General features: G+C 70.5%; 6 protein-coding genes. 3 read left to right on the top strand and 3 right to left on the bottom strand.

Features of this window, described 5'->3' with window-relative positions; translation table 11 throughout:
- Positions 1-88: 88 nt before the first annotated feature.
- From AVR91_RS27720 to AVR91_RS27710, 3 genes are read right to left on the bottom strand one after another with little or no spacing between them, the layout of a single operon-like run.
- A complete protein-coding gene (locus AVR91_RS27720) occupies positions 89-298 on the bottom strand; it encodes an MbtH family protein (protein ID WP_007029404.1) in 210 nt (69 codons plus the stop codon).
- Positions 295-22,521 (bottom strand): non-ribosomal peptide synthase/polyketide synthase, encoded by a 22,227-nt coding sequence (locus AVR91_RS27715; RefSeq protein WP_228709373.1) that lies wholly within the window; start codon positions 22,519-22,521, stop codon positions 295-297. Before AVR91_RS27715 ends, AVR91_RS27720 begins: the two co-directional genes overlap by 4 nt.
- Before the next feature lie 31 nt (positions 22,522-22,552).
- Complete coding sequence (locus AVR91_RS27710) at positions 22,553-23,896, bottom strand: lysine N(6)-hydroxylase/L-ornithine N(5)-oxygenase family protein (RefSeq protein WP_063273512.1); 1,344 nt, start codon at positions 23,894-23,896, stop codon at positions 22,553-22,555.
- Positions 23,897-24,033: 137 nt separating this feature from the next.
- Here AVR91_RS27710 and AVR91_RS27705 point away from each other — a divergent pair, with 137 nt between their 5' ends.
- The 3 genes from AVR91_RS27705 to AVR91_RS27695 all read left to right on the top strand — a co-directional run bounded on the left by AVR91_RS27705 (position 24,034) and on the right by AVR91_RS27695 (position 26,484).
- Complete coding sequence (locus tag AVR91_RS27705; protein WP_063273511.1) at positions 24,034-24,981, top strand: methionyl-tRNA formyltransferase; 948 nt, start codon at positions 24,034-24,036, stop codon at positions 24,979-24,981.
- A 100-nt stretch (positions 24,982-25,081) separates the two neighbouring features.
- Complete coding sequence (locus tag AVR91_RS27700) at positions 25,082-26,047, top strand: RNA polymerase subunit sigma-70 (RefSeq protein ID WP_063273510.1); 966 nt, start codon at positions 25,082-25,084, stop codon at positions 26,045-26,047.
- Positions 26,047-26,484: a PPOX class F420-dependent oxidoreductase gene (locus tag AVR91_RS27695; RefSeq protein ID WP_063273509.1), complete on the top strand. Its 438-nt coding sequence runs from the start codon at positions 26,047-26,049 to the stop codon at positions 26,482-26,484. The genes AVR91_RS27700 and AVR91_RS27695 overlap by 1 nt, the downstream gene beginning before the upstream one ends.
- Positions 26,485-26,702: the final 218 nt, after the last annotated feature.

Raw genomic sequence — 26,702 nt, 5'->3', positions numbered from 1 at the left:
TATGGCCGAAATCGGTCGCGCTTCTGAACAACGCAAGTCCGTGAAGGCCTCCTTGAGGGACCAGGAGGCCTTCACGGACCGAAGCGGGTCAGGACTCCATGGCCTTGACGAGCGAAGCGGGCCGCAGGTCCGTCCAGTTGGTCTCGACGTATTCGAGGCACTCCGGACGCGAGGCCGGGCCGAACTTCGTGGTCCAGCCCGCCGGCACCTCGACGAACTCGGGCCACAGGCTGTGCTGTCCCTCGTCGTTGACGAGCACCAGGTACGTACCGTCGGGGTTCTCGAACGGGTTCGTCATTCCTTGTTCTCCTTCTGTACGGCCGGTGAATCAGCCCGGCGAGTGAGCGCGTCCAGCGCGAGGAACCAGCCTTCCGCGAGTTCCCGCACCGAGGCTTCGGTGAGCACGGCCTCCGGCCACAACCAGTGTGCGCCCAGTTCGGGACCGCCCGGACGATCCTCGGCCACGACGTTGACCGTCAGCGCGTGCGAGACCGGCATCCCGTCGTCGGCGCCGAGTTCGGCCGCCTCGGCCTCCGCCGCGTACGACCAGTCGGTCGCTTCGGGGACGCCGATCCGGCCCAGGTAGTTGAACTCGATCTGCGGCTTCGCGAACTTCGCGAGTTCAGGTCCGGTGCGAGGGTCGAGGTAGCGGAGCACGCCATGCCCGATGCCGCCGTCCGACAACCCATCGAGGTGAGCCTGGACCCGCTTCAGCGCGTCGTCGGCGGCGGGCCCGCCCGCGAACGCGTCGTCCAGGTCGACGTCGCCCAGGTCCAGGCACACCGGGAACACGCTGGTGAACCAGCCGACCGTCTGCGAAAGATCCGCCAGTTCCTCTTCGCGGCCGTGCCCCTCGACGTCGACCAGCACCGCCCGTCCCCCGTCCCGGCGCCAGCGGGCGACGGCGAGGGCGAGGCCGGCGAGCAGGACGTCGTTGATCGTCGCCCGCGACAGCAGCGGGGCCGTCCGCTCGGCGGGCAGCCTCAGCGACACCTTCCGCACGGTCGCCTGCACGTCCCGAGCCGGGTCGAGCGGCCGCTCCAGCGGGATCGGATCCCCACCGCCCAGCACCGACTTCCACCGGTCCAGCTCACGCGAACGGTCCTGTATGGACAGTGCCCGCGACCATCGCCGGAACGAAGTGTCCACAGAGGGCAACTTCGGCGGCTCACCGCGGGCGACCGATTCCCACGCGGAAGCGAGGTCCGGCAGCAGGATCCGCCACGAGACGCCGTCGACGGCGAGGTGATGGATCATCAGCAGCAACCGGCCTGGTCCCGACGAGCCCGCGTCGAACCAGGTCGCACTCAGCACCACACCGGCGTCCGGGTTGAGCCGGGAACGAGTCGGCACCGCGTGCCGCTCGATCAGCGCGAACAGATCGCCGTCCTCGGCGTCGACCCGCTCGACGCGCGCCTCGGCCGATTCGGCCGCTCGGAGCACCCAGCCGTCGGTCGACCGGTCGAGCCGCGCACGCAGCATGTCGTGCCTCGCCACGAGCGCGTCGAGCACGGTCTTCAGCTGCTCACCGGTCATCCCGGCGGGCGTCCGCACCAGCGCGGCCTGATGGTAACCGTCGATCGGTCCGCCGAGTTCGCGGAGCGCGTGCATGATCGGCGTGAGCGCGATCGTGCCGTCGTCTTCGATCCGTTCCGCGACCTCCGCCAGCGCCGCGACCGTCCGGCCCGCGAAAACGTCGTGCGGCGTGATCTTCAGCCCGGCCGCGCGTGCCCGGCCGACCAGCCGCATCGCGACGATGCTGTCCCCGCCGAGGGCGAAGAAGTCGTCATCGGCACCCAGCTCCGGCACGTCGAGCACCTCGGCGAAGAGTGCGCACAACGTCTTCTCCAGCGCGGTCTCGGGCGCGCGGCCACCGGCCAGCTCCGCGTAGTCCGGCGCCGGCAACGCCTTGCGGTCCAGCTTGCCGTTCGACAGCGTGGGAAGCGCGTCGAGCGTGACGAACGCCGCCGGGACCATGTAGTCCGGCAACATCTCGGCCGCGAACCGCCGCAGCTCGTCCCGCTCCACAGTGGACACGACGTACGCCACGAGTTGCTTGACCCGTGGGCGATCCTCGCGTACCAGGACGACAGCCTGCGTGACGTCGCCGTGCCGTTCGAGCACGGCCTCGATCTCACCGGGCTCGACCCGGAACCCGCGGATCTTCGCCTGGTCGTCGGCGCGCCCGCCGAAGTCCAGGCGCCCGTCCGCGGTCCAGCGGGCGAGGTCACCGGTGCGGTACATCCGGGCACCCGCCGGGCCGAACGGATCCGCGACGAACCGCTCCGAGGTCAGCGCCGCCCGCCCGAGATAGCCGCGAGCGAGCCCGGCACCGGCGAGGTACAGCTCACCGGTGATCCCGGGCGGCACCGGCCGCAGCGCCGCGTCCAGCACGTAGGCGCGGGTGTTGGCGACCGGACGGCCCACCAGTGGCTTTTCGCTGTCGCCGATCCGTGCCACGAGTGCGTCCACTGTGGACTCGGTCGGCCCGTACAGGTTGAAGGCCTCGGTGCCGTCCAAAGTGGCCAGACGCCGCCACAGGCTCTCGGGAACCGCCTCGCCGCCGACGCCGATCACCGCGAGGGGGCACCGGTCGCCGTCGAGCAGGCCCGCGTCCGCCATCTGCGCGAAGAACGACGGCGTGACCTCGATGAAGTCGAAACCCTCCCGTTCGATCATCGCGCCCAGCAGTTCGGGGTCGCGCCGCGTCTCCTCGTCCACGATGTGCACGGCGTGCCCATCGAGCAGCCACAACTGCGGCTGCCAGGAGGCGTCGAAGGAGAACGACCACGCGTGCCCCACCCGCAGATGCGCCTTGCCGGTGGCCTCGACCGCGGGCCGGTGCAACGTGGCGCGGTGGCTGTGGAACAGGTTCACCACACCACGATGCGGGACGACGACACCCTTCGGCGTACCGGTCGAGCCCGACGTGTAGATCACGTACGCCGGATGCTCCGGGACGAGCGGACGGACGCGGTCCCGGTCGGTCAGGTCGTGTGCCTGCCGGTCTTCGGTGACGAGCGCGCAGAGCACCAGCGTCTCGATCTCGTTCCGGGGCAACGACTCCAGCAGTTCGGGCTCGGTCAGGATCACCTTGGGCCGCGCGTCGGCGAGCATCGCGGCCAGCCGTTCGGCCGGGTAGTCCGGGTCGAGCGGCAGGTACGCCGCCCCCGCCTTGTGGACCGCGAGGATCGCCAGCAGCACGTCGGCCGAACGCGGCAGCGCCAAGGCGACGAAGTCCTCGGGACCCACCCCGTGGGCGACCAGCGCCCTGGCCAGCCGGTTGGCGCGCTCGTTGAGTTCGGTGAAGGTCAAGACGACCGCACCGGACACCACCGCCGTCGCGTCGGGTGAACGCCGGACCTGATCCTCGAACAGACCGGCCACAGTGGACGGTTCGACGTCCAGCGCCGTCACGTTCCACTCGCGCACGATCAGGTCCAGGTCGGCCTCGCCCAGGATGTCGGCCCGGCCGACGGGGGCGTCCACATCGGACACCATCGTCGCGAGCACGCGCTCCATCGCAGGCAGAAGCCGTTGCGGCAGGCCCGCGTCGAACAGGTCGGCGCGGTACTCCGCGGTGAGCTTCAGCCGCGCTCCCGGTTCCACCGCCCAGGTGAGCGGATAGTGCGTGGAGTCGTCGTGGCGCACGATCTCCCCGCGCAACCCGGTACCCGTCTCGTCCTCGTCCGCGCCCGGGTAGCTCTCGAACACCATGAGGGTGTCGAACAGCTCCCCCAGCCCGGCACCGCGCTGGATGTCGGCGAGCCCGAAGTGCTGGTGCGTGAGCAATCCGGACTGCTCGTCCTGGACCCGGCCGAGCAGGTCGCCCAGCTTCTCGGCCGGGTCGAGCACGATCCGCACCGGGATGGTGTTGATGAACAGGCCGATCATCCGCTCGACCCCGGCCAGTTCGGGCGGGCGTCCGGCGACCGTCGCGCCGAAGACGACGTCCGCCCGGCCGGTGAGCCTGCCGAGCACGATGCTCCACGCCGTCTGGACCAGCGTGTTCAGGGTCAGGCCGCGTGAGCGGGCCAACGCGGTGAGCGCCTCGGTCGACTGCTCCGGCAACTCCAGTGACAGCCGCTCCGGCAGGGCCGGGGTCCGCTGGGGGTCGTGCGGGACGAGATGTGTCGGCTCGGTCAGGCCGTCGAGCGCCTGCCGCCACGCGGCCTCCGCGGCTTCCTGATCCTGGTCGCCGAGCCAGGCGAGATGGTCGCGGTACTCCCGGCCGGGGCTCGGATCGGCGCCGGCGTAGAGCTGCGACAGCTCCGCGAAAAGCTGCGGCACCGACCAGCCGTCGAGCAGCACGTGCTGGTGGGTGAACACCAGCCGGTGCCGTCTGTCCGGCAGGGCGAGCAGCAGGAAACGCAGCACCGGCGCGGCCGCCGGATCGAACCGGCGCCTGTCGTGGGCCATCTCCGCTTCGACGGCGTCCGGCGCATCCACGAAACGCCAGGGAACCGTGACCGAACGCGCCACCAGCGCGACAGGGCGGCCGGACGCGAGGTATCGGTAGCCGGTCCGCAGGACGGCGTTCCGGTCGACGAGCGCCTGAGCGGCGTCGCGCAATCGAGCCGGATCGAGCGGTCCTTCGAGATCGAAGGACACCTGGACGGTGTAGACGTCCGGTCCGTCGCCGTCCATCGTCGCGTGGAAGAGCAACCCGGCCTGCAACGGCGTCAGCGGCCACACCTCGGCCGTGTCCGGCGCGACGTCGAGGATCTCCGCGCGCTCGCTCGCGTCGAGCTCCATCAACGGCTTCCCGCTCTCCGGCGCGGATACGTCGAGCCGCACCGCGCTGACCTCGGCCAGGGCCGCGACGGTCCGGTGCCGGAAGACGTCACGCGGGCTCAGCAGCAGCCCGGCACTCCGCACGCGGCCGACCAGCTGCATCGCGACGATGCTGTCGCCGCCGAGGCGGAAGAAGTCGTCGTGGACACCGACCTTCTCCAAGCCGAGCACCCCCGCGACGAGCGACGCGAGCAGTTCCTCGCGAGGTGTGCGCGGGGCGTCGCCGGTGACCTCGCCGGAGAAGTCCGGCGCGGGCAGCGCCTTGCGGTCGAGTTTCCCGTTGGGTGTCAACGGGAACGCGTCCAGCACCACGAACGCGGACGGCACCATGTACTCCGGCAAGGTGGCCTCGGCGAGCCGCCGGGCCCGCTCGACGTCGGTCTCCCCGGTCAGGTACGCGACGAGCCTGCCCTCCCGCAGGACCACCCGCGCGGAGAGCACGGACTCGATCTCGCCCAGCTCGATCCGGAAGCCGCGCAGCTTGACCTGGTCGTCGGCGCGGCCGAGATAGTCGAGCGCGCCGTCCGCCCGCCACCGCGCGAGGTCACCCGTGCGGTACATGCGCTCCCCCGCGGCGAACGGGTTCGCCACGAACCGTTCCGCGGTGAGCCCGGCCCGGCCGAGATACCCGCGCGCGAGCTGCTTGCCCGCCAGGTACAGCTCGCCCGCCACACCCGGCGGCACCGGCCGCAGCCGGGCGTCGAGCACATGGACCTGCGTGTTCCACACCGGACGTCCGATGGGGACGGTGTCATCGACGACCTCCCACGAGGTCACGTCCACCGAGGCCTCTGTCGGCCCGTAAAGGTTGTGCAGCGGGACGGTCACACGAGCGGCCAGCTCGGGCGGCAGCGCCTCGCCACTGCACAGGACGCGGCGGACGCCATGCCACTCCGGCTCTTCGGCGAGGAACGCCTCCAGCATCGACGGGACGAAGTGCAGCGTCGTGATCCGCCGGTCGCGGATCAGCTCCGCGAGATACCGCGGATCCCGGTGCCCGTCCGGTTTGGCGACCACCAGTGTGGCGCCGGTGATCAGCGGCCAGAAGAACTCCCACACCGACACATCGAAACTCGACGGCGTCTTCTGCAGCACGCGATCGTCGGCCGTCAGACCGTACTCGTCCTGCATCCACAGCAACCGGTTCACGATGCCCTCATGCGGCACCACGACACCCTTCGGGCGGCCGGTCGAACCGGACGTGTAGATCACGTACGCCGGGGACGCGGGATCCACGGCACGCCGCAGGCTCTCTCCCGAATAGCCGTCCAACACCGGCAGCTCGTCCAGTACGACCGTCGGAGCGGCATCTTCGAGCATGAACGCGATGCGATCGGCCGGATAGTCCGTGTCGAGCGGCAGGTACGCCGCGCCCGCCTTGTGCACCGCGTACAGCGCGACGACCAGGTCGATCGACCGCGGCAGCGACACCGCCACCACCGACTCCGCGCCCACACCCTGCTCGACCAGCCACCGCGCGAGCTGATTCGCCCGCGCGTCGAACTCCGCATACGACAGCTCGACGTCCTCGAACACCACAGCCGGAGCATCCGGCGTCCGCGCCACCTGCGCCTCGAACAACTCCGGCAACGTACTCGCCGGGACGGCGTGCGAGGTGTCGTTCCAGTGCCTGAGCAGCGCGCGCTCGTCCTCGCCGAAGACGTCCAGTTCACCGACCGGGATCGTGGGGTCGGCGGCCACCTGCTCCAGAACGGTCACCAAACGCCGCGCGAACGACTCGGCGGTGGCGTGGTCGAACAGGTCGGCGCTGTACTCGATCGCGCCGGAGATCCCGTCGCCGTGCTCCAGGAAGCCGAACTCGAGGTCGAACTTCGCGACGCCCTGCGCGAAGTCCTCCTGCTCCGCACGAAGTCCGGGCAGTGTCAGCCGGTCCTCGACTTCGGGCAGGTAGACCACCATCACCTGGAACAGCGGATGCCTGGCCAGCGAACGTTCCGGGTTGACCGCGTCGACCAGGCGCTCGAACGGCAGCTCCTGGTGTTCGAAGGCGGCGAGGTCGGTAGCGCGTACCCGGGAGAGCAGTTCGCCGAACGCCGGCTCGCCGGACAGGTCGGTGCGCAGCACGAGCGAGTTCACGAAGAAGCCGATCAGCGGCTCCAACCGCTCGTCCAGGCGGCCGGAACTCGGTGCGCCGAGCGGGATGTCGTCCCCGGCGCCGAGCCGGTGCAGCAGTGCCGCGACCGCGGCCTGGGCCAGCATGAACATGCTGACGTCGTGCCGCTGGGCCACCTCACGCAGCCGTGCGGTGAGCGCGGCGTCGATCGGGAAGGTGACGAGACCGCCGCGATGGCTCGATTCGGCCGGACGCCGCCGGTCCGCGGGCAGCGGCAGTTCGTCCGGCAGGTCCGCCAGCGCTTCCTGCCAGAACCGGAGGTGCCCGGAGGCCGTCGAATCGAGCAGTTCGCGTTGCCACAGGGCGTAGTCCGCGTACTGGACCGCCAGCTCTGTCCACTGTGGAGCGGTTCCGGCGAGACGCGCCTCGTACGCGGTGGCGAGGTCGGCCATGAGCGGTCCCTGCGACCACTCGTCCGTCGCCACGTGGTGGATCACCAGCAGCAGGACATGTTCCCGCGGCGACACGGCGAAGACCGCGGCCCGGATCGGGAGTTCCTCGTCGAGGGCGAATCCGCGACCGGCCTCCGCGGCCAACTGCGCCGAAAGGTCGCCCGCTTCCTCGAAACGGACCTCCGGGCGCGCGTCGATCAGGATGCGCTGCGCCGCGACGCCACCTTCCTCGACGAACACCGTACGGAGCGGCTCGTGCCGCTCGACGAGGTCGCCGATCGCCGCCCTCAGTGCCTCCGCGTCCAGCTCGCCGTGCAGCCGCCAGGCGAGCGGGATGTTGTAGGTGGGCGTGACCCCTTCGAGCCGGTACAGGAACCACAACCGTTGCTGCGCGGGCGAAAGCGGCAGCAGCTCCGGCCGGTTCCCCGCGCTCAGTGCCGGCTGGGCCGACGGTTCCGCGAGGCGTTCGGCCAGTGCCGAGACCGTCGGCGCGTCGAAGACGTCACGGACCGACACCGTGGCGTCCAAGTTCGCCGAGATCCGGCTGACCAGGCGCATCACGAGCAGCGAATGCCCACCGAGGGCGAAGAAACCGTCGTCGACCCCGACCCGTTGGACGCCGAGCACGTCGGCGAACAACGCGCACAGGGCCTCTTCCCACGCGTTCCTCGGCTCGCGTCCCTCGGTGGTCGCGAACTCGGGTGCGGGCAGGGCTTTGCGGTCGAGTTTGCCGTTCGGGGTCAGCGGGATCTCGTCGAGCACGACGAACGCCGACGGCACCATGTGGTCCGGCAGCTTCGCGGCCACCGCCTCCCGCAGCCCGTCGACCGAGCCGACGACGTACGCCACCAGCCGGTCTTCACGGGCGACGACCACCGCGCGCGTGACGGACCCGGACGCGGTCAGCGCCGCCTCGACCTCACCGAGCTCGACCCGGAAGCCGCGGATCTTCACCTGATCGTCGACGCGGCCCAGGAACTCCAGCACGCCGTCGTCCGACCAGCGCGCGAGGTCCCCGGTGCGGTACATGCGCTCCCCCGGGCCGCCGAACGGGTCGGCGACGAACCGTTCCGCGGTCAGCCCGGGCCGGGCCAGATACCCGCGAGCGAGCTGCACACCGGCGAGGTAGAGCTCACCGGGGACACCCGGCGGGGCCGGGTTCAGCCGCGCGTCCAGCACATACGTCCGCGTGTTCCACACCGGACGTCCGATCGGGACGGACGGCGTCGTCCCGGTACCGGCCCGCCAAGCGGTCACGTCGACGGACGCTTCGGTCGGGCCGTAGAGGTTGTACAGCGGGACGTCCACGCGGGCCGCCAGTTCCGACGGCAGAGCCTCACCACTGCAGATCACGCGCCGCAGGCCGGTGCATTCGGCGGTCTCGAGGAAGAGAGCGAGCATCGACGGTACGAAGTGGACGATGGTGATCCCGGCCGTGCGGATCAGCTCGGCGAGATAGGCCGGGTCCTTGTGCCCCTCCGGTTTGGCGACCACCAACGTGGCACCAGTGATGAGCGGCCAGAAGAACTCCCACACCGACACATCGAAACTCGACGGCGTCTTCTGCAACACCCGGTCATCAGCCGTCAGACCGTACTCGTCCTGCATCCACAGCAGACGGTTCACGATGCCCTCATGCGGCACCACGACACCCTTCGGACGCCCCGTCGAGCCCGACGTGTAGATCACATACGCCGGAGACGACGGGGCCACGATCCGCCCCAGGCTCTCGGAGGAGTACCCGTCGAGAACGGGCAGTTCTTCGAGCACGACCGCGGGGGCGGCGTCTTCGAGCATGAACGCGATGCGATCGGCCGGATAGTCGCGGTCGACCGGAAGGTAAGCACCACCGGCCTTGTGCACGGCGTACAGCGCGACGACGAGGTCGATCGAGCGCGGCAACGACACCGCCACCACCGACTCCGCACCCACACCCTGCTCGACCAGCCACCACGCGAGCTGATTCGCCCGCGCGTCGAACTCCGCATACGACAGCTCGACGCCCTCGAACACGACAGCGGGGGCGTCCGGCGTCCGCGCCACCTGCGCCTCGAACAACTCCGGCAGGGTCGCGGCCGGGACTTCCCGGGCCGTGCGGTTCCACTCGTTGACCCGCGCCAGTTCGTCACCGACGAGGACGTCGAGCGTGGCGACCGGCCGCTCGGGCTCGGCGGTGACCTGCTCCAGCACGGACGTGAGCCGGTCCAGCAAACGCGCGGCCGTCGCCTCGCCGGCGAGGTCTTCGGCGTACTCCAGCATCAGCGTGGCGGTGGTGCCGTCGTCGACCATCGTGAAGTGCAGGTCGAACTTCGCCATGCCGGTGTCCATCTCGAACCACTCGGCGGGCAGTCCGAGCACGTCGTGCGCATCGCTCTGCCGGTGGTAGCCCACCATCACCTGGAACAACGGGTTCCGCCCCGCCACCCGGGGCGGATTCAGCCGCTCGACGACACTTTCGAACGGCAGGTCGCCGTGCGAGAACGCGGCCAAGTCGGCCTCGCGCACCCTTTCGAGCAGGGCGGCGAACGTCGGCTCGCCCGAGAGGTCGGTGCGCAGTACCAGCGTGTTCACGAAAAACCCGACGAGGTCGTCGAGCGCCGCGTCGGTCCGCCCGGCGATCGGCGCGCCCAGCGGGATGTCCTCCCCGGCGCCGGTCCGGTGCAACAGCGCGGCCACCGCCGCCTGGAGCACCATGAACGGGCTCGCTCCGGCCTTCGCCGCCAGGTCGCGCACCGCGGCCGACAGTTCCTCGGAGAGCGGGGATTTCACCTTGCCGCCCTCGCCCGTCGGCTGGAGCGGACGCGGCCGATCCAGCGGCAGGGTCAGCTCGTCCGGTGCCCCGCGCAGGGATTCCGCCCAGTAGGCGACCTGCGCGGCACCGTGCTGAGCGAGGAAGTCCTTCTGCCACAGAGCGAAGTCGGCGTACTGCACCGGGAGATCCGTCCACACGGGACTGTCACCGGCGAGCCGCGCCTGATAAGCCGACGTGAGGTCGCCCAGGAACGGCCGGTCGGACCATTCGTCGGTCGCGCTGTGGTGCAGGACCAGCGAGATCACCTGGTCGTCTTCACCGAGCCGCAGCACCCGCAGCCGGACCGGGATCTCCCGCGCCAGGTCGAACGGCGTCCGCGAGAGCTCGGCGATCCGGGCAGCCAGCTCAGCCTCGTCGCAGTCCTCGACAGCGAACGGGACTTCCGGCGCGTCGAGAACGCGCTGGTAGGGCTCGCCGTCGTGCTCGTCGAAGACAGAGCGCAAGACTTCGTGCCTGCCGAGCACGTCGCCGAGCGCGGCCCGCAGCGCGCCGAGATCCAGGGCTCCACGCAATCGGAAGGTCAGCGGGAAGTTGTAGGCGACCGCGTTCGCTTCCATCCGGTCCACGAGCCAGAGACTGCGCTGGGCGGCGGAAAGCGGGATCCGGTCGGGGCGCTCGGCGCGGACCACGGCTGCCCGCGCCGGTTCGCCGCCGCCCGCGCGAGCGGCCAGCTCCGCGACCGTCGGTGCCTCGAACAGGTCACGGATGGCCAGTTCGGCACCGAGTTCGGTGCGAGCCCGGCTGATGAGCCGGGTGGCGAGCAGGGAATGGCCGCCGAGATCGAAGAAGTTGTCCTCGACGCCGACCCCGTCCACGCCGAGGACTTCGCCGAAGAGCGCGCACAGCGTCTCTTCCTCGGCGGTCTCGGCCGGACGGCTTTCGGCGAGCCGCACCGTCTGCTCGGCGTCCGGGAGTGCGCGGGTGTTGAGCTTGCCGTTGTCGGTCAACGGCAACGCGCCGAGCGTGACGAACGCGGCCGGGACCATGTAATCCGGCAGCTCCGCCTTGAGCCGGTCCCGCAGGCGCTGCACGAGTTCGCCGCCACCACGCGCCGCCGTCGGGCTCGTCGCGTACTTGGCCAGGCTCGTGCCCACCGAAACCGGCTGATGCACCCCGGTGACCAGCGCGTCCGTCTGTCCCCTGTGGACGAACACGGCCTCGAAAGCGCCGTCGGCCGACCAGGTGCAGTACACCCGGAACCCGAGCCGGTCGCCGAGTTCGTGCACGTCCTCGGGCTCGACCCCGGCCGGAGCACGGAAGAGGTCCAGGACGTCGATGAGCGGCGCACCGGCGTCCAGCGCCCGCGTCGCCTCGACCTCGGGCGTCTGGCGGGCGTCCGGGATCCGGCTCACCCGCAGTGTCTCCGCACCGGCGAGGCGGTCCTCCAAAGCGGCGAGCGAACCCACTTCATCCCAGGACAACCGCGGTGCTTGCGCGACCGAGAAGGTCTCGGCGGGCTCTTTCACCAGGACCGCGTCGTAGCGGTACCGGCTCAGCTCGTTGTGCAGCCGGGCGCGTTTGATCCGGACCTGCGCCGCGACGTCCGGGAGCCGCCGCGCGAGCGCGGTGAAGTAGTCCGGGTCGATCAGCAGTTCCTTCTCCAGCGCGGCACCGCGTTCGATCGCGCGGCGCACCTGGGCGACGTCGGAGGTCGCGTCGGCGCGGGTGAGCTGGATCGCGGTGTGGAAGGCGCGGGCGAGCCGCAGGTTCCGGACGTCGCCGACGAACAGCGCGCCGCCGGGGGCGAGCAGGCCGATCGCCCGGGTGATGACGTCGGTCAGGTAGTCGACGCTCGGGAAGTACTGGATGACGGAGTTGATCACGATCGTGTCGAACCGGCCGGCGGGCAGGCCGTCGAACACGTGCGCCGGCTGGGCGCGCAGGTTCACCTTGGCCGCCAGCGCCGGATCCTGTTCCAGCTCGCGGTTCAGCTTCGCGATCACCGGCGCGGCGAGGTCGGTGCCCCAGTACTCCTGGACCAACGGCGCGATCTGTCCCATGAGCAGACCGGTGCCGACGCCGATCTCCAGCACCCGTTCCGGTTTCAGCTCGGTGATCCGGTCGACGGTCGCGCGCCGCCATTCCCGCATGTGCTCCAGCGGGATCGGGTCGCCGTCGTAGCTGGAGTCCCAGCCCGCGAAGTCCTCGGTGAACAACGCGGTCGGGATCTCGGTGTACTCGTCGGAGTAGATCTGCTGCCATTCGCCGACCTGGTCGGCTTCCGCTTCGGCGCGCGCGTCCCCGCTCAGCTCGGCCGGGACGACGTAGCCGATGAGCCGCTGCAGGCCAGGAGCCGACGGGTCCGGCCGCGCGATGACGGCGGCCTGCGCGACCTCCGGGTAGCGGCTGAGCGCGGTCTCGATCTCGCCGAGTTCCACCCGGTAGCCGCGGATCTTCACCTGGTCGTCGGTGCGGCCGAGGAAGTCGAGGTTCCCGTCGGGACGGCGGCGCACCAGGTCACCGGTGCGGTACATGCGCCCGCCACCGGGCACGAAGGGATCGGCGACGAACCGTTCGGCCGTCAGGCCGGGACGGCCGAGGTAGCCACGGGCCAGGCCTTCGCCCGCGATGTAGAGCTCGCCCGCGACACCGTCGCGGACGGGCCGGAGCCAGGCGTCGACGATGTACGCGCGGGTGTTCCAGATCGGCTTGCCCACGGTCGGGGTGTCGCTGTCGGTCGTGCCGCCACCGAGCGTGTTGATCGTGTACTCGGTGGGGCCGTACAGGTTGTAGCCGTAGGTGCCGTCGGTATCGCGCAGCCGGTTCCACACCGACTCCGACACCGCCTCGCCGCCGAGCAGCACCAGCGCGGGCCGGTGCCCGTCCAGCAGCCCTTCCTCGATCAGCAGATGGGCGTACGTCGGCGTCACGTTGACGACGTCGACCTCGTGCTCGTCGCAGTACGCCACGAGCGCCCGCGCGTCCCGGCGCAGTTCCTCGTCGCAGACGTGGACCTCGTGCCCCTCCACGAGCCACAGCAGTTCTTCCCAGGACATGTCGAAGGCGAACGACACGGTGTGCGCGATCCGCAGCCGCCGTCCGCCCGCCGACGCGATGGCCGGGGCGAAGATCGCGCCCTGGTGGTTGAGCTGCATGTTCGTCAGGCCGCGGTACGGCGTGACGACGCCCTTGGGCTTCCCGGTCGAGCCCGAGGTGTAGATGACGTACGCCGGGTGTTCCATGCGGTCCGCGCGGCTCCGCGCGAACAGCGGGCGTTCGGCGTCGGAGATCGGGCCGTCGCCGAACGCCCTGTCTTCGTGGTCGTCCACGAGCACCCGGGGCGTGTCACCGGGCAGCGTCGCCGAGACGTCCTTTGTGGACACCAAGCAGAGCGGCCTGGCGTCTTCCAACATCACCGCGAGCCGCTCGACCGGGTAGTCGAGTTCCAGCGGCAGGTACGCCGCACCCGTCCGCAGCACGGCGAACAGCGCGACGACCATGTCGATCGAACGTGGCAGGCCGAGCGCGATCACCTGTTCCGGCGCGGCCCCCTTGGCCAGCAGCAGCCGGGCCATCCGGTTGATGCGCGCGTCGAGTTCGGCGTAGGTCAGCTGTTCTTCGCCGAACACCAGGGCGGTCTCGTCGGGGGTCCGCTCCGCCTGAACGGCGAGCAGATCCGCGATCGTGTCCTCGATGACGGGGTGTTCGGCTTCGGCCCAGCCCGCTTCCAGCGCGGCACGGTCCTCAGTGGACACCGTGGCCAGCGCGGCGACCGGTTTCGCCGGGTCGTCGACGATCTGCGCGACCAGTGACGTGAACCGGTCGAGCACCGACGCCGCTTCGGCGGCGTCGATGACGTCGTCCCGGTAGGACAGTGTGACCCGCGTTTCCTCGCCCGGGGTGACCACGAGCGTCAGCGGGTAGTGCGTGGCGTCGATGTTCAGCAGGTCGGTGATGCCGTGGCGGTGCCGGAGGCCGTCGCGCCGTTCGTCACCATCGGCGTTGCGCAGCACGAACAGCGTGTCGAAGAGGACACGGTGCCCGGCCTCGCGTTGCAGCACCCCGAGGCTCATGAACTCGTACGGCGTCAGGTCCATCCGCTCGGACTGCAAGCGCCGCACCAGGTCCAGCACGGATTCAGCGGGGTTGAGCCGCACCCGGGTGGGCACCGTGTTGAGGAACAGGCCGATGGTGTTCTCGATCTCGGGAACGGCAGCCGGCCTGCCCGCGACCGCGGCGCCGAACACGACGTCGTGGCGTCCGGTCATGGTCGACAGGACCAGGCCCCAGGCGGCGTTGAGCACGGAGTTCACCGTGAGACCGTGCCTGCGGGCCTGCTCGCGCAAGGCCCGGCTGAGCCCGGAGGGCAGCACGGTGTCCAGGTTGACCGGGGTCGCCGGGGCCAGGTCACGGCCTTCGGGCCCGACGACGGTCGGCTCCGCGAGGCCGGACAGCGCCTCGCGCCACGCGTTCGTGGCGGCCTCGATGTCCTGCCGGTCCAGCCAGCGCAGGAAGTCCACATAGGACCCCGGCGCGGGCAGCGTCCGGTCGTCGCCGCCGAGGTCGTACAGCGCGAACAGCTGCTCGATGAACAGCCAGGCCGACCAGCCGTCCCAGAGCAGCAGGTGCCGGTTCAGCACCACGCGGTCACGGCCGTTCCCGAGCCGCACGAGTTTCAGCCGGAACAGCGGCGGGGCGCCGAGGTCGAACCGCGTCGCGCGGTCCTCGGCCATCAGCTCGTCGAGCTTCGCCCGTTGTTCGTCTTCGGGCAACGCCGAAAGGTCCACTTCGGACACGGGCGGCTCGACTTCGGCCGCCACGAACTGGACCGGGCCACGCAGCCCCTCGCTGGTGAAACCGGCGCCGAGGCTCGGAATCCGCCGCAGCAGCGCGGACACCGCCGCCCGGAGCCTGCCGGCGTCCAGGCGGTGATCGAAGTCGATCGCCTCCTGGATCGTGTAGATGTCCACCCGGTCGGAGTTGTAGCTGGAGTGGAAGAACAGGCCTTCCTGCAGCGGCGACAACGGCCACACGTCGACGACCGGCACCGGGCTGGACCGCTCGACCCGGTCGATCTCCTCCTGCGTCAGCGACACCAGTTCGAGGTCGGACGGCGTCAGCCCCACCGGAGCGTCGGTGTCCACGGCCGCGAGTCCGACCAGGGCGGCGGCCCAGCGTTCGGCCAGGTCTCCGCCCGGACCCGCGAACGTCGCGGTCAGCCTCGGGCCTTCCTCGGTCTCCTCGCAGGCGACGCCGATACGCACCGCATGGTCGCCGGATGGCGGCGTGGCCGCGTATCCGGCGACCTGCCACTCCCCCGGTCCGGCCGGGACTCGGCCGTCGTATCGCAGGGCGATCCGCGGCTTCGCGAGCCCGGCGAGCAGCGGTCCGGTCTGGGCATCGAGGTAGCGCAGCGGGCCGTAGCCCTCGGGGGACTTCCGGACGGTTTCCTTGACGGCTTTGAGCATCGCGAGCGGCTCGCCGGACGCGGTGATCCGTACCGGGCGGATCGAGGTCAGCGCGCCGATCGTGTCCGACGGGTCGACCCGGCCGTGCAGATCGACGAGCAGGTCACCGTCGACGGCGATCTTCAGTGCGGTCAGGAGAACATCGGTCACGTCGCCGTGCACGGCGGACGGCAGCGCGCCGACGAGCGTCCGGGTGTCCTCGACCGACAGGGTGATCCGGCGTTCGGTGACCTCGCCGTCGACCTCGAAGGAGACCGGCGCAAGTGTTCCGGCCCAGTGCTCGACCTCGCCGAGCAGCGTGGGATCCTGTGCCGCGCCGGTGATCCGGCGGGCGATGGTCCGCAGCGACGTCCGCGCCGGGGTGAACGCCGGCGGGCGGCCGTCGGTCACGGCCTGCCAGGCGATCGCGAGATCGGCGGACAGCGTCGTCAGGCTCCGCGCGTCCAGCAGGACCGGATGCGCGATGAGGAGCAGTCTGCCCGGTTCGTCGAACCAGACGGCCTGCAGGAGGTTGTCGGTCAGCCTGCCCGCGGCGTCCCGGTACTCGTCTTCGAGGGCTCCCGATGCGTGACGGAGCAGGTCCGCGGCCTTGACGGTCCCTTGTGGACGGACTTCCAGCGACCACAGCACCGAGGCGACCCGCGACAGTGTGAGCCGCAGGCCGTCGTGGTGGTCGAGCACGAGCTGCAGGGCCGAGGCGAGCGTCTCGAGGTCGGCGCCGGAGGGCACGGTCAGCAGCACGGACTCCGGCTGGACCGCGTCGCCCAGCTCACGCAACCGGAGCATTTCCGGCAGCAGCGGGACGGCCCCGATGTCGTCGGCGTCGGCCACCGGCTCGGCCGGTGTGGCGGACGCGGCGAGCGCGGCCGGGGTCCGGAGTTCGAACACGTCCTTGGGGCTCAGCTCGAATCCGGCCCGCCGGGCACGGCTCGACACGGCGATCGACGAGATGCTGTCGCCGCCCAGCAGGAAGAAGTCGCCGTCGGCGCCGACGGTCTCCAGGCCGAGGACGTCGGCGAAGATCCGCGCGAGCGCGCGCTCCTGCTCGGTCCCGGACGCGGCTTCGGTCCGGCCGGTCTCGGGTGCGGGCAGGGCCCGGACGTCTAGCTTTCCGCTGGGGGTCAAGGGGAACTCGTCGAGGACGACGAACGCCTGCGGGACCATCGGTGCGGGCAGTGCCTCGCCGAGGGCGGTACGCAGGCTCTCCGGATCCGCGCTCCCGGCGACGTAGCCGACGAGCGCGCCGTCCTTCGCCACGACCGTCGCGGCCGTGACCTCCGGCTGCGCGACGAGAACCGCCTCGATCTCGCCGAGCTCGATCCGGTTGCCGCGGATCTTCACCTGCCGGTCGGTGCGGCCGAGGTACTCGATCTCGCCGTCGGCGCGGCGGCGCACCAGGTCGCCGGTCCGGTACAACCGCTGCCCCGGTTCGCCGAACGGGTCGGCGACGAAGCGTTCGGCGGTCAGCCCCGGCCGTCCGTGGTAGCCGCGGGCCAGCTGGACACCGGCGAGGTACAGCTCGCCCGCCACGCCGTCGGGCACCGGGCGAAGGCAGCCGTCGAGGACGTGCAGCCGCGTGTTCCACACCGGACGTCCGATGGGGACAGTGGCGCCGTCGGCACCGGTGCTGGCGAAGAAGGTCACGTCCACGGCCGCCTCGGTGGGGCCGTAGAGGTTGTGCAGCGGGACACCGGTGAGCGAGCGCCACCGTGCGGCGGTCTCGCCGGGCAGTGCCTCACCGCTGGAGAACACCTGGCGCAGCGATCCGAGATCGCCGGTGGCCTCGTCGCTGCCGAGGAAGGCCGCGAGCATCGACGGGACGAAGTGCAGGGTGGTGATCCGCCGGTCCCGGATCACTCGCGCGAGATAAGCGGGATCGCGGTGACCGTCCGGTTCGGCCAGCACCACCGTGGCGCCTTCGCACAGCGCCCAGAAGAACTCCCACACGGACACGTCGAAACTCGACGGCGTCTTCTGCAGCACGCGGTCCGAGGCCGTGAGCCGGTACTCGTGCTGCATCCACGCGAGCCGGTTGACGATCGCGCGATGCGTGACGGCCACGCCCTTCGGCCGCCCGGTCGAACCCGACGTGTAGATGAGGTACGCGGTGTTGTCCGGTCCTGCCGGCGCCGCCTCGACGTCGTCCACGGGCTCGCCGGTCACGGGGACCCGAGTCAGCCCGGCGACATCCGGGATCCGCGCGGCCGTCCCCGGTTCGGAGAGCACGAGACGCGCACCGGAATCGGCCAGCATGTATTCGAGCCGGTCCGCGGGATAGTCGAGGTCGATCGGCAGGTACGCGGCCCCGGCCTTGAGGACACCCAGCAACGCGACCATCAGCTCGGCCGACCTCGGCACGGCGACGGCCACGACCTCTTCGGGACCGGCTCCCAGCGAACGCAGCCTGCGCGCCACCCGCTCCGCGCGGGCGTCGAGGTCCGCATAGGACAGTTCGGTGTCCTTGAACATCACCGCCGTCGCCGACGGGGTCTTGGCGACCTGCTCGGCGAAGGCCTCGGCCAGCGTGCGCTCCGGCACGGGGTGCGCGGTCGCGTTGAGATCGGCGAGGCGGCCGCGTTCGGCGGGCGAAAGGAGGTCGAGCGCGGCGACCGGCAGGCCGGGGTTCGCGCTCAGCGTCTCCAGCAGCCGCGCGAACCGTTCCGCGAGCTGTCCGGCCGCGACCGCGTCGATCCTCGCCGCGTCGAACTTGAGGCTGAACCCCAGGTCGTCCCCCGGTGTCGCGATCACCGCGACCGGGAAGTGCACCGCGTCGGTGACTTCGACGCCAGCGAGGCGGACGGCTCCGGAGGCGCGCTCGTCGTCACGCGGGAAGTTCTCGACGACGACAAGGGTGTCGAACAGTTCTTCCTGCCCCGCGCCCGCGAGGCGCTGCAGTTCGCCGAGGCCGAGGTGCTGGTGGTCGAGCAGAGCCGCCTGTTCGTCCTGCAGCCGTCGCAGCACGGCGGCGACGGTCTCGGCCCCCGACCAGCGCAGCCGCACCGGCACCGTGTTGATGTAGAGGCCGACCGCCGATTCGAGGCCGGCGGCGCCGGTGTCACGGCCCGAGACCGTGCTCCCGAACAGGACGTCGTCCCGTCCGGTGAGGCCGCCGAGCAGGAGCCCCCAGGCGCCGTGCAGGACGGTGCCGAGGGTGAGCCCGTGCTCGCGGGCCATCGCGGACAACGCCGCCGTCGCCTGCTCGCCGAGGTTCAGGTGCAGCCGCGACGGCCGTCTCGCCACCCCGGCTCGTTCGTCGATCAGCCGGGTGGGTTCGTCCACTTCGGACAACGCCGTCCGCCAGGCCTCGCGCGAAACCTCGTGATCACGCGAGGCGAGCCGCCGCAGGTGCTCGGCCCGGGTGCCCGCTTCCGGCAGTACGGGTGCTCCCCCGTACGCCGCGAGCAGTTCGCGCAGCAGCACCACGACCGACCAGCCGTCGGCGATGATGTGATGGAACGTGAGCGCCAGTTTGGCGCGATCCTCGCCGAGCCTGGTGAAGGTCGCCCGCAGCAGCGGAGGCCGGGCGAAGTCGAACCGGCGCGCACGATCGGCCTCGAAGGCTGCCTCGGCGTCTTCGGCGGCCACCTCGCGCCAAGGCAGTTCGGCGTGCCGTGCCACCGTCTGGACGACCTGGCCGTCGTCGAGCTGCCGAAACCCGGACCGCAGCGACGAATACCGGTCCAGCAGCGTCTGCGTCGACCGGCGCAACACGTCGGCGTCGACATCGCCTTCGAGGTCCAGCACCTCCTGGACCGTGTAGATGTCGGCGGCCGGACCGCCTTCGAATTCCGCGTGGAAGAAGAAGCCTTCCTGCAACGGCGTCACGGGCAGGACTTCGGCGTATTCGGCGAGCGACGCACGTTCGACGTCGGTCAGTTCCAGCAGCGGTCGCTCGTCCACAGTGGACTCGGTACGCACAGCTTCAGCGCAGACGGCCAGCGCTTCGGGAGTCCTGTGCTGGAACACCTGGCGCGGGGTGATCGCGAGACCGTGTTCCGCCGCGCCCAGCACCAGCCGGATGGACAGGATGCTGTCGCCGCCGAGGGAGAAGAAGTCGTCGTCCGCGCCGATCGTGGCCAGGCCGAGGACTCGTGCGGCGACGTCGCAGAGGATCCGTTCCCGTTCGGTGGCCGGCGCGCGGCCGGTCGCGGCGGCGCCGAAGTCCGGCAACGGCAACGCGGTCCGGTCGAGTTTGCCGTTCGGCATGATCGGCAGCCGGTCGAGTTCCACGAAGGCCGACGGCACCATGTAGTGCGGCAACGCCGCTTCCGCGTGGGCGCGCAGGTCTTTCAGCAGTGACGGCGATCCGTCCGCCTGCGGCACGACGTACGCCACCAGGCGCCGGTCCCCCGGTTTGACCTCGCGCGGCACGACGGCGATCCGCTCGACCCCGGCGTACGCGGCGAGGGCGGATTCGACCTCCCCGGGTTCGATCCGGAAGCCGCGGATCTTGACCTGGTGATCGGTGCGGCCGAGGAAGTCGAGGTTCCCGTCCGCGCGCCAGCGGACCCGGTCGCCGGTGCGGTACATCCTTTCTCCGCCACCGCTGAACGGATCGGCGACGAAGCGTTCAGCCGACAGCCCCGGACGCCCCGCGTAACCCCGGGCGAGACCGCGTCCGCCGACGTACAACTCCCCTTCGACACCGACCGGGACCGGTCGCAGCGCGGTGTCGAGGACATAGCAGCGGGTGTTCGGATCCGGGACGCCGATCGGGATCGGCCCGCTCCAGCCGGGCTCGGCCGCCCATAGCGTCGAGTTCACCGTCGCCTCGGTCAGCCCGTACGCGGCGACGACCTTCAGGTCTTCGGCCCAGCGCGCGATCAGTTCCGGCGGGACGGTCTCGGTGCCGACGATCAGCACCGCGCCCTTCGGCAGCTCGCAGTCCGCCGGGAGGGCCGCGACCAGCGACGGCGGCAGGATCATATGCGTCGCCGCGTTGGCGGCGATGTACCCGGTCAGCTCCACGCCCGCGACGCGGCGGTGCGACGGCACGACGATCAGTGTCCCGCCGACGCACAGCGACATGACCAGATCCCAGACCGTCACGTCGAATCCGGTGGAGGCGAACTGCACGACCCGGCTGTTTTCGCCGATGCCGATCCGTTCGGTCGCCGTGCTGATCAGGCTGCCGATCCCGTCGTGGGACAGGACCACGCCCTTCGGCTTCCCGGTCGAGCCCGAGGTGTAGATGACGTAAGCGGCCTGGCCCAGCGCGATCCCGCTCACGTCCACAGTGGACGAGTCAAGCTCCGCGAGCTCGGCGGTGATCGCCGGGTCGTCGAGCAGGATCCGCTCGACGTCCACACCGGACGGGAGCTGGGCGGATTCCTCCACAGTGGACACCACGATCCCCGCGCCCGCGTGCGAGAGCATGTACGCGAGGCGGTCCTCGGGGTGGTCCAGGTCGAGCGGGAGATACGCGGCCCCGGCCTTCATCACGCCTAGCAGGGCGACCACGAGATCGGCCGAACGCGGCATGGCAACGCCGACGACGTCCTCGTCACCGACCCCACGCCGGCGCAGCAGCCGCGCGAGCCGGTTGGCGGCGGCGTCGACCTCGGCGTAGGTCATCCGGACGTCCTCGCAGACGACGGCCTCGGCGTCCGGTTTCCGCGCCACGACCCGCGCGAACGCCTCGGGCCAGGAAACCTCGGGCGAATCCGCGACCGCGGTCCCGAGCTCCAGCACCCGGGCCCGCTCCTCCGCCGAAAGCAGGTCGATGACGGCCAGCGGCAGGTCCGGGCCTTCCAGCAGGGCATCCAGCACGGCGGCGAACCGGCGACGATGGTCGGCGAGTTCGTCGTCGGACGAGACGGCCGCATCGGCGTCGAAGTCGAAACGGAGGCCCCGGCCCTCGCCCGCGTCGTACACGGCGATGGCGACGTCGCTGATCGGCCCGAGTTCGAGGTTGTGCACCGTCGCGCTCGCGTCGCCGAACGCGAGTTCGCCGTCCACGGCCATGTAGTTCACGCTCAGCCCGACGAGTTCGTGCACCCCGCCGCTCGCGCCGAGTTCGCGGGCCAGGTCCTCCCCGCGGTACCGGCTGTGTTCCAGCAGCGCGGAGACCTTCTCCGCGACCTGGGCGACGAGTCGCGACGGCGTCGTCTCCGGCCGCACGGTCAGCCGCAGCGGCAGGACGTTGGAGACCATGCCCGGCTGTTCACGCAGGGCGCGGGTGGTGCGCGCGGTGACCGGGAGGCCGAGGACGACGTCTTCGGCGCCGGTCACACGGTGGGCGTACGCCGCCACGGCGGCGATCGCGACCCGGGACAGCCGCGTCCCCGCGTCCAGCGCGAACTTCCGCAGACGGCCCGCTTCGGCCGCGGGCAGCTCCCACGAATGCCGTCGCAGCCGGACCCGGCCCGCCGACGCGCGGCCGAGCAGTCGCACCGGGTTCGGCCTGCCGGAGAGCTCGCCCAGCCAGTACTCCCGGTCGGCTGTCCCGTCGTAGCCGGACTCGGCCAAGCCCGCCAGCGGCCAAGAGACCTCCTCGGCGGTGCCCGAATAGAGCACCGCCGCGCGACGGGTCAGGACGGCCTGCCCGTGCGCGTCCATCACGAGATGGTGGTAGCGCTGGAACCAGCGGACCCGGTCCCCGGCCAGGATCAGCAGCGTGTGCGCGGTGAGCGGGCCCCTGGCGGGGTCGGTCACGACGGCGAGTTCGGCCCGCGCCCACTCGTCGGCGGCGCGCTCCGGATCCGGCTCACCGCTGAAGTCGAGCACGGCGACCTCGCCGGGAGCGGCCGGACGCTGGACCGGCGTGTCACCTTCCAGCCCGACCGTCACGTGCAGACATTCCGCCTCCGCGACCGCCCGCCGGACGGCGTCACCCAGCCGGGCGAGGTCGATGGCGCCGCGAAGCTCCACGAACCAGCCGATCGTGTAGACCGGATCGGCCGGGTCGAGCTGCTGGGCGAGCCAGATCCCCTGCTGTGCCGGGGTCAGGGGAAAGCCGCGGTTCATCGGTTTTGCCTCCACCGTTGAGAAAGCGCTTGGGATCGTCCGGGCCTCAGGCGGGCCCGGACCCGCTCACCGCGTACGCGGGCCGGGACGCGCCGGCCGCGCGCCGGTCCACAATGGACTGGAGGATCTCGCCGACCCGGACGGCGGTGTTCGACAGCAGCGAAGACGTGATGCCGTGCGTGTGCTCGGTGCCGCCCTGCAGGTAGATCCCGCCGTCGAGCGGCGGCTCGGTGACGATCCGGTAGTCGCGTTCGACGCGGAGCCTGCCCTCGTCGTCGCGCGCGCAGGTGGAGGCGAGCTCGCCGAGCAACGGCGTCGGATCCGCCGGGCTGTACCCGGTGGCGTACACGACGAAGTCGGCGTCGAGCCTGGTCCGCGCCCCGGTCTCCAGCGCCTCGACGGTGACCCGCACTTCGGACCCGGTGTCGGTGACCTCGGTGGGCCGGGAGACGTTGATCAGCTTCAGCCGCTCGATCCCCTGCACCTTCTCGCGGTAGACGCGCCGGTACAGCTCGTCGATGAGCTCGATGTCCACGGCCGAGTAGTTGGTCGCGCCGTGGTAGCGCATCAGACGGTCCTTGACCGCCTCGGGTGCCTCGTAGAACCGGCCGACCGCCTCGGGGTCGAAGATCCGGTTGGCGAACGCGCTGTCGTCGGCCGGGCTGTAGCCGTACCGCGCGAACACCGCGCACACCTCGGCGCGGGGGAAGCGATCGTGCAGCAGCGCGCTGACCTCCGCCGCGCTCTGGCCGGCGCCGACGACGACGAACCGGCGCGGTTCCTCGGCGGCCATGCCCTCGAGCCGGAGCAGAAGTTCGCTGTTGTGCCAGATCCGTGTGCCCGGCGTCACACCTTCGGGGAGATTCGGCCGCAGGCCGGTGCCCATCACCAGGTTGCGGGCGCGCAGGTTCACCAGCTCGCCGTCGGTGCGGGCGTGCACGTCGAAGAACACGATCTCGTCGCCGTCGAACACCGGCGTGACGGAAAGCACTTCCGTGCCATAGGAAACCAGGTCGTCGACCTTTTCGGCCGCCCATTCGAAGTAGTCGTGGAACTCGATCCGCAACGGGAACAGGTTCTTGTGGTTGATGAAATCGACCAATCGGTCCTTGCTGTGCAAATACGACAGGAAGCTGAACGAACTGGTCGGGTTCCGCATCGTCGCCAGGTCCTTGAGGAAGGAGACCTGCATGGTCGCGTTGTCGATCAACATCCCGCGGTGCCAGCCGAAACGAGCCTGACGCTCGAGGAAGTGGGCCGTGACGGTCTCGGCCCCGGGCGCGGCGTTGTGCTCGGTGACGGCGATGGCGAGCGCGAGGTTCGAGGGACCGAACCCGACCCCGACCACGTCGTAGACCGGAACCCGTTCACCGACCACTGCTCGTGCCATCTTGAACCCCTTGCGCGGCTCAGCCGCATCTCGGTACTTCGCAACAAAGACCAGGGAACCCTAACCTAAGTTAGGTGAGGCTCAACTAGTACTTTCAGTGGTGATGTTCATCCCTCGACCAGGAGGAGGCCAGTCCCATGCGGGTCGCCATGTTCGGATACCAGACCTGGGGACACCGCACCCTGCGGGCGTTGATCGACGCGGGCCACGATGTCGCCCTCGTCGTCACCCACCCGAAGAGCGACCACGCCTACGAGAAGATCTGGTCCGACTCCGTCGCGGACCTCGCCGAGGAGAACGGGATCCGCGCGCTGCTGCGGCAACGTCCCGACGACGCGGAACTCCTGGCGGAGCTGAAGGAAGCCGATCTCGACCTGATCGTCGCCAACAACTGGCGCACCTGGCTGCCGCCCGAGATCTTCGAGATGCCGCGGTACGGCACGCTGAACGTCCACGACTCGCTGCTGCCCGCCTACGCCGGTTTCTCGCCGCTGATCTGGGCGCTCATCAACGGTGAGAAGGAGGTCGGCCTCACCGCCCACATGATGGACGCCGACCTCGACGCGGGCGACATCGTGCTGCAGCGCTCCGTCCCGGTCGGACCGAAGGACACGACGACCGATCTGTTCCACCGGACGGTCGACCTCATCGCGCCGATCACCACCGAAGCCATCGAGCTGATCGCGAAGGGGGACTTCACACCGGTCAAACAGGACAGGTCGAAGGCCAGCTTCTTCCACAAGCGCGCCCTCGAAGACAGCCTCATCGACTGGTCGTGGCCCGCGGACGAGATCGAGCGGCTGGTGCGCGCCCAGTCCGACCCGTACCCCAACGCCTTCACTTACCACCGCGGCAAGCAACTGCGCGTGATCCGCTCCTCGGTTTCGGTGGGCCAGTACGGCGGTACTCCCGGCCGGATCTTCATCCGAGAGGGTGAAGGCGTCGTGATCGTCGCCGGCCCCGAGTCGCGCCGCGGCCGCTCGCACGGGCTCGTCATCGAGCGGGTGCGGACCGAGGACGGCACGGAACTGGCCGCCACCGACTACTTCCGGACCATGGGCGGATACCTCACCACCCGCCCCTGACCTGCGGTTTCGCCGGTCCCGCGAAAAAGTCATCGCGGGACCGATGAGTTCCGGCGAAGGGCGCCGTTACATCGGGTAAGAACACTCGATGGGAGGCGCCATGACCGACACGATCGCCGCGGCGAAGGCGGGCGACGAAACCGCCTTCGCCGCGCTCACCGGACAGCACCGCCGGGAACTCCACGTCCACTGCTACCGGATGCTCGGCTCGTTCGACGAGGCGGAGGACGTCGTCCAGGAGGCGTTGCTCAACGCGTGGCGCGGGCTGGACACCTTCGACGGCGGCAACTTCCGCGCATGGCTGTACCGGATCGCCACCAACGCCTGCCTCGACGCGATCCGCAAGAAGGACCGCCGGGTGCCGTCGGTCCGCTCGTTCGCCGAAGTCCCTTGGATCCAGCCGTATCCGGACCGCCTGCTGGACGAGATCGCGCCGCCCGAGGCCGAACCGCACGCGCTCGCCGTCGCCAGGGAGACCATCGAACTCGCCTTCCTCGCGGTCTTGCAAATGCTGCCGCCGCGGCAGCGCGCGGTGCTGATCCTGCGCGACGTGCTCGGCTGGCAGGCCGCCGAAACCGCCGAACTGCTCGATCTCTCGGTCCCCGCCGCGAACAGCGCCCTGCAGCGGGGTCGCGCCACCCTGCGTGAACGCCTCCCGCAGCAGCGCGGCGAATGGTCGGTCCCGGCTCCCTCCGAAGAGGAACGGGCCCTGGTCCGGCGGCTCGTCGAAGCCCACGACAGCGGCGATTTCAGCACTTTGAGCAGTCTGGTCCGCGACGACGTCCGCGTGACCATGCCGCCGGAGCCCCACTGCTACATCGGCCTCGAACATCTCGCCCGGCACGGCAGGATCGCCGAGGAGATGGGCGAATGGCGCGCCGTCCCCGTCGACGCGAACCGGATGCCCGCGTTCGCCTCGTACCTGCGGCGTCCCGGCGACACCGTCTTCCGGGCGTTCAAACTCGACCTCGTCCGCGTCGTCGACGGCAAGGCCGCGGAGTTCACCACGTTCGACAGCCACCTGTTCCCGGCCTTCGGCCTGAACGCCATCCTGGAGGGAAAGTAATGCCGGAGAAGATGACCGACGACCAGCGCCGCGCCTTCCTCGCCGAAGGCACCCGCACCGCCGTCTTCGCGACGGTCCGTCCCGACGGCAGGCCGCACGCGGTACCGGTCTGGTTCGCCCTCGACGGGGACGACCTCCTGGTCAACCTGGGTGCGGACACGGTCAAAGGCAAGGCGCTCAAGGAGAATCCGCGGGTCTCGGTGGTCGCCGACGACCCCCTCCCGCCGTACTCGTTCGTCAGCGTCGAGGGTGTCGCGGAGATCGTTTCGGATCCGGACGGCGTGCGTCTCGGCTCGGAACTGATCGCCCGACGGTACCTCGGCGAAGCGGGGCAGGAGGTCATCGACGGCTGGCTGGCGTACGCGACTTCGCCGGGGAAGGTGATCGTGCGGGTGCGGCCGGAGCATTTCGTGGCGATCGCGAAGGTCGGCGGCTGACCGCGTCCTCTGTGCCTACTGGTGCGGCGTGAGCGAAGACGTAACTCGCGTGATCAGGCACGTAACTCGCGTGATTGGAGGCCGCACTCGTGTGTTCCGCCGCTGATCACGCGAGTTCCGCCTTCAATCACGCGAGTTCCGGCTTCGATCACGTGAGTACGGCGCCAGGCGTGATGTACCGCCGAGCGGGAGCCACTGGTCACCGCGGGCGTTCGGCG

The sequence above is a fragment of the Amycolatopsis keratiniphila subsp. keratiniphila genome (assembly GCF_001620365.2).
Taxonomy (GTDB): domain Bacteria; phylum Actinomycetota; class Actinomycetes; order Mycobacteriales; family Pseudonocardiaceae; genus Amycolatopsis; species Amycolatopsis keratiniphila.
This window is presented reverse-complemented; position numbering and strand designations above follow the sequence as displayed.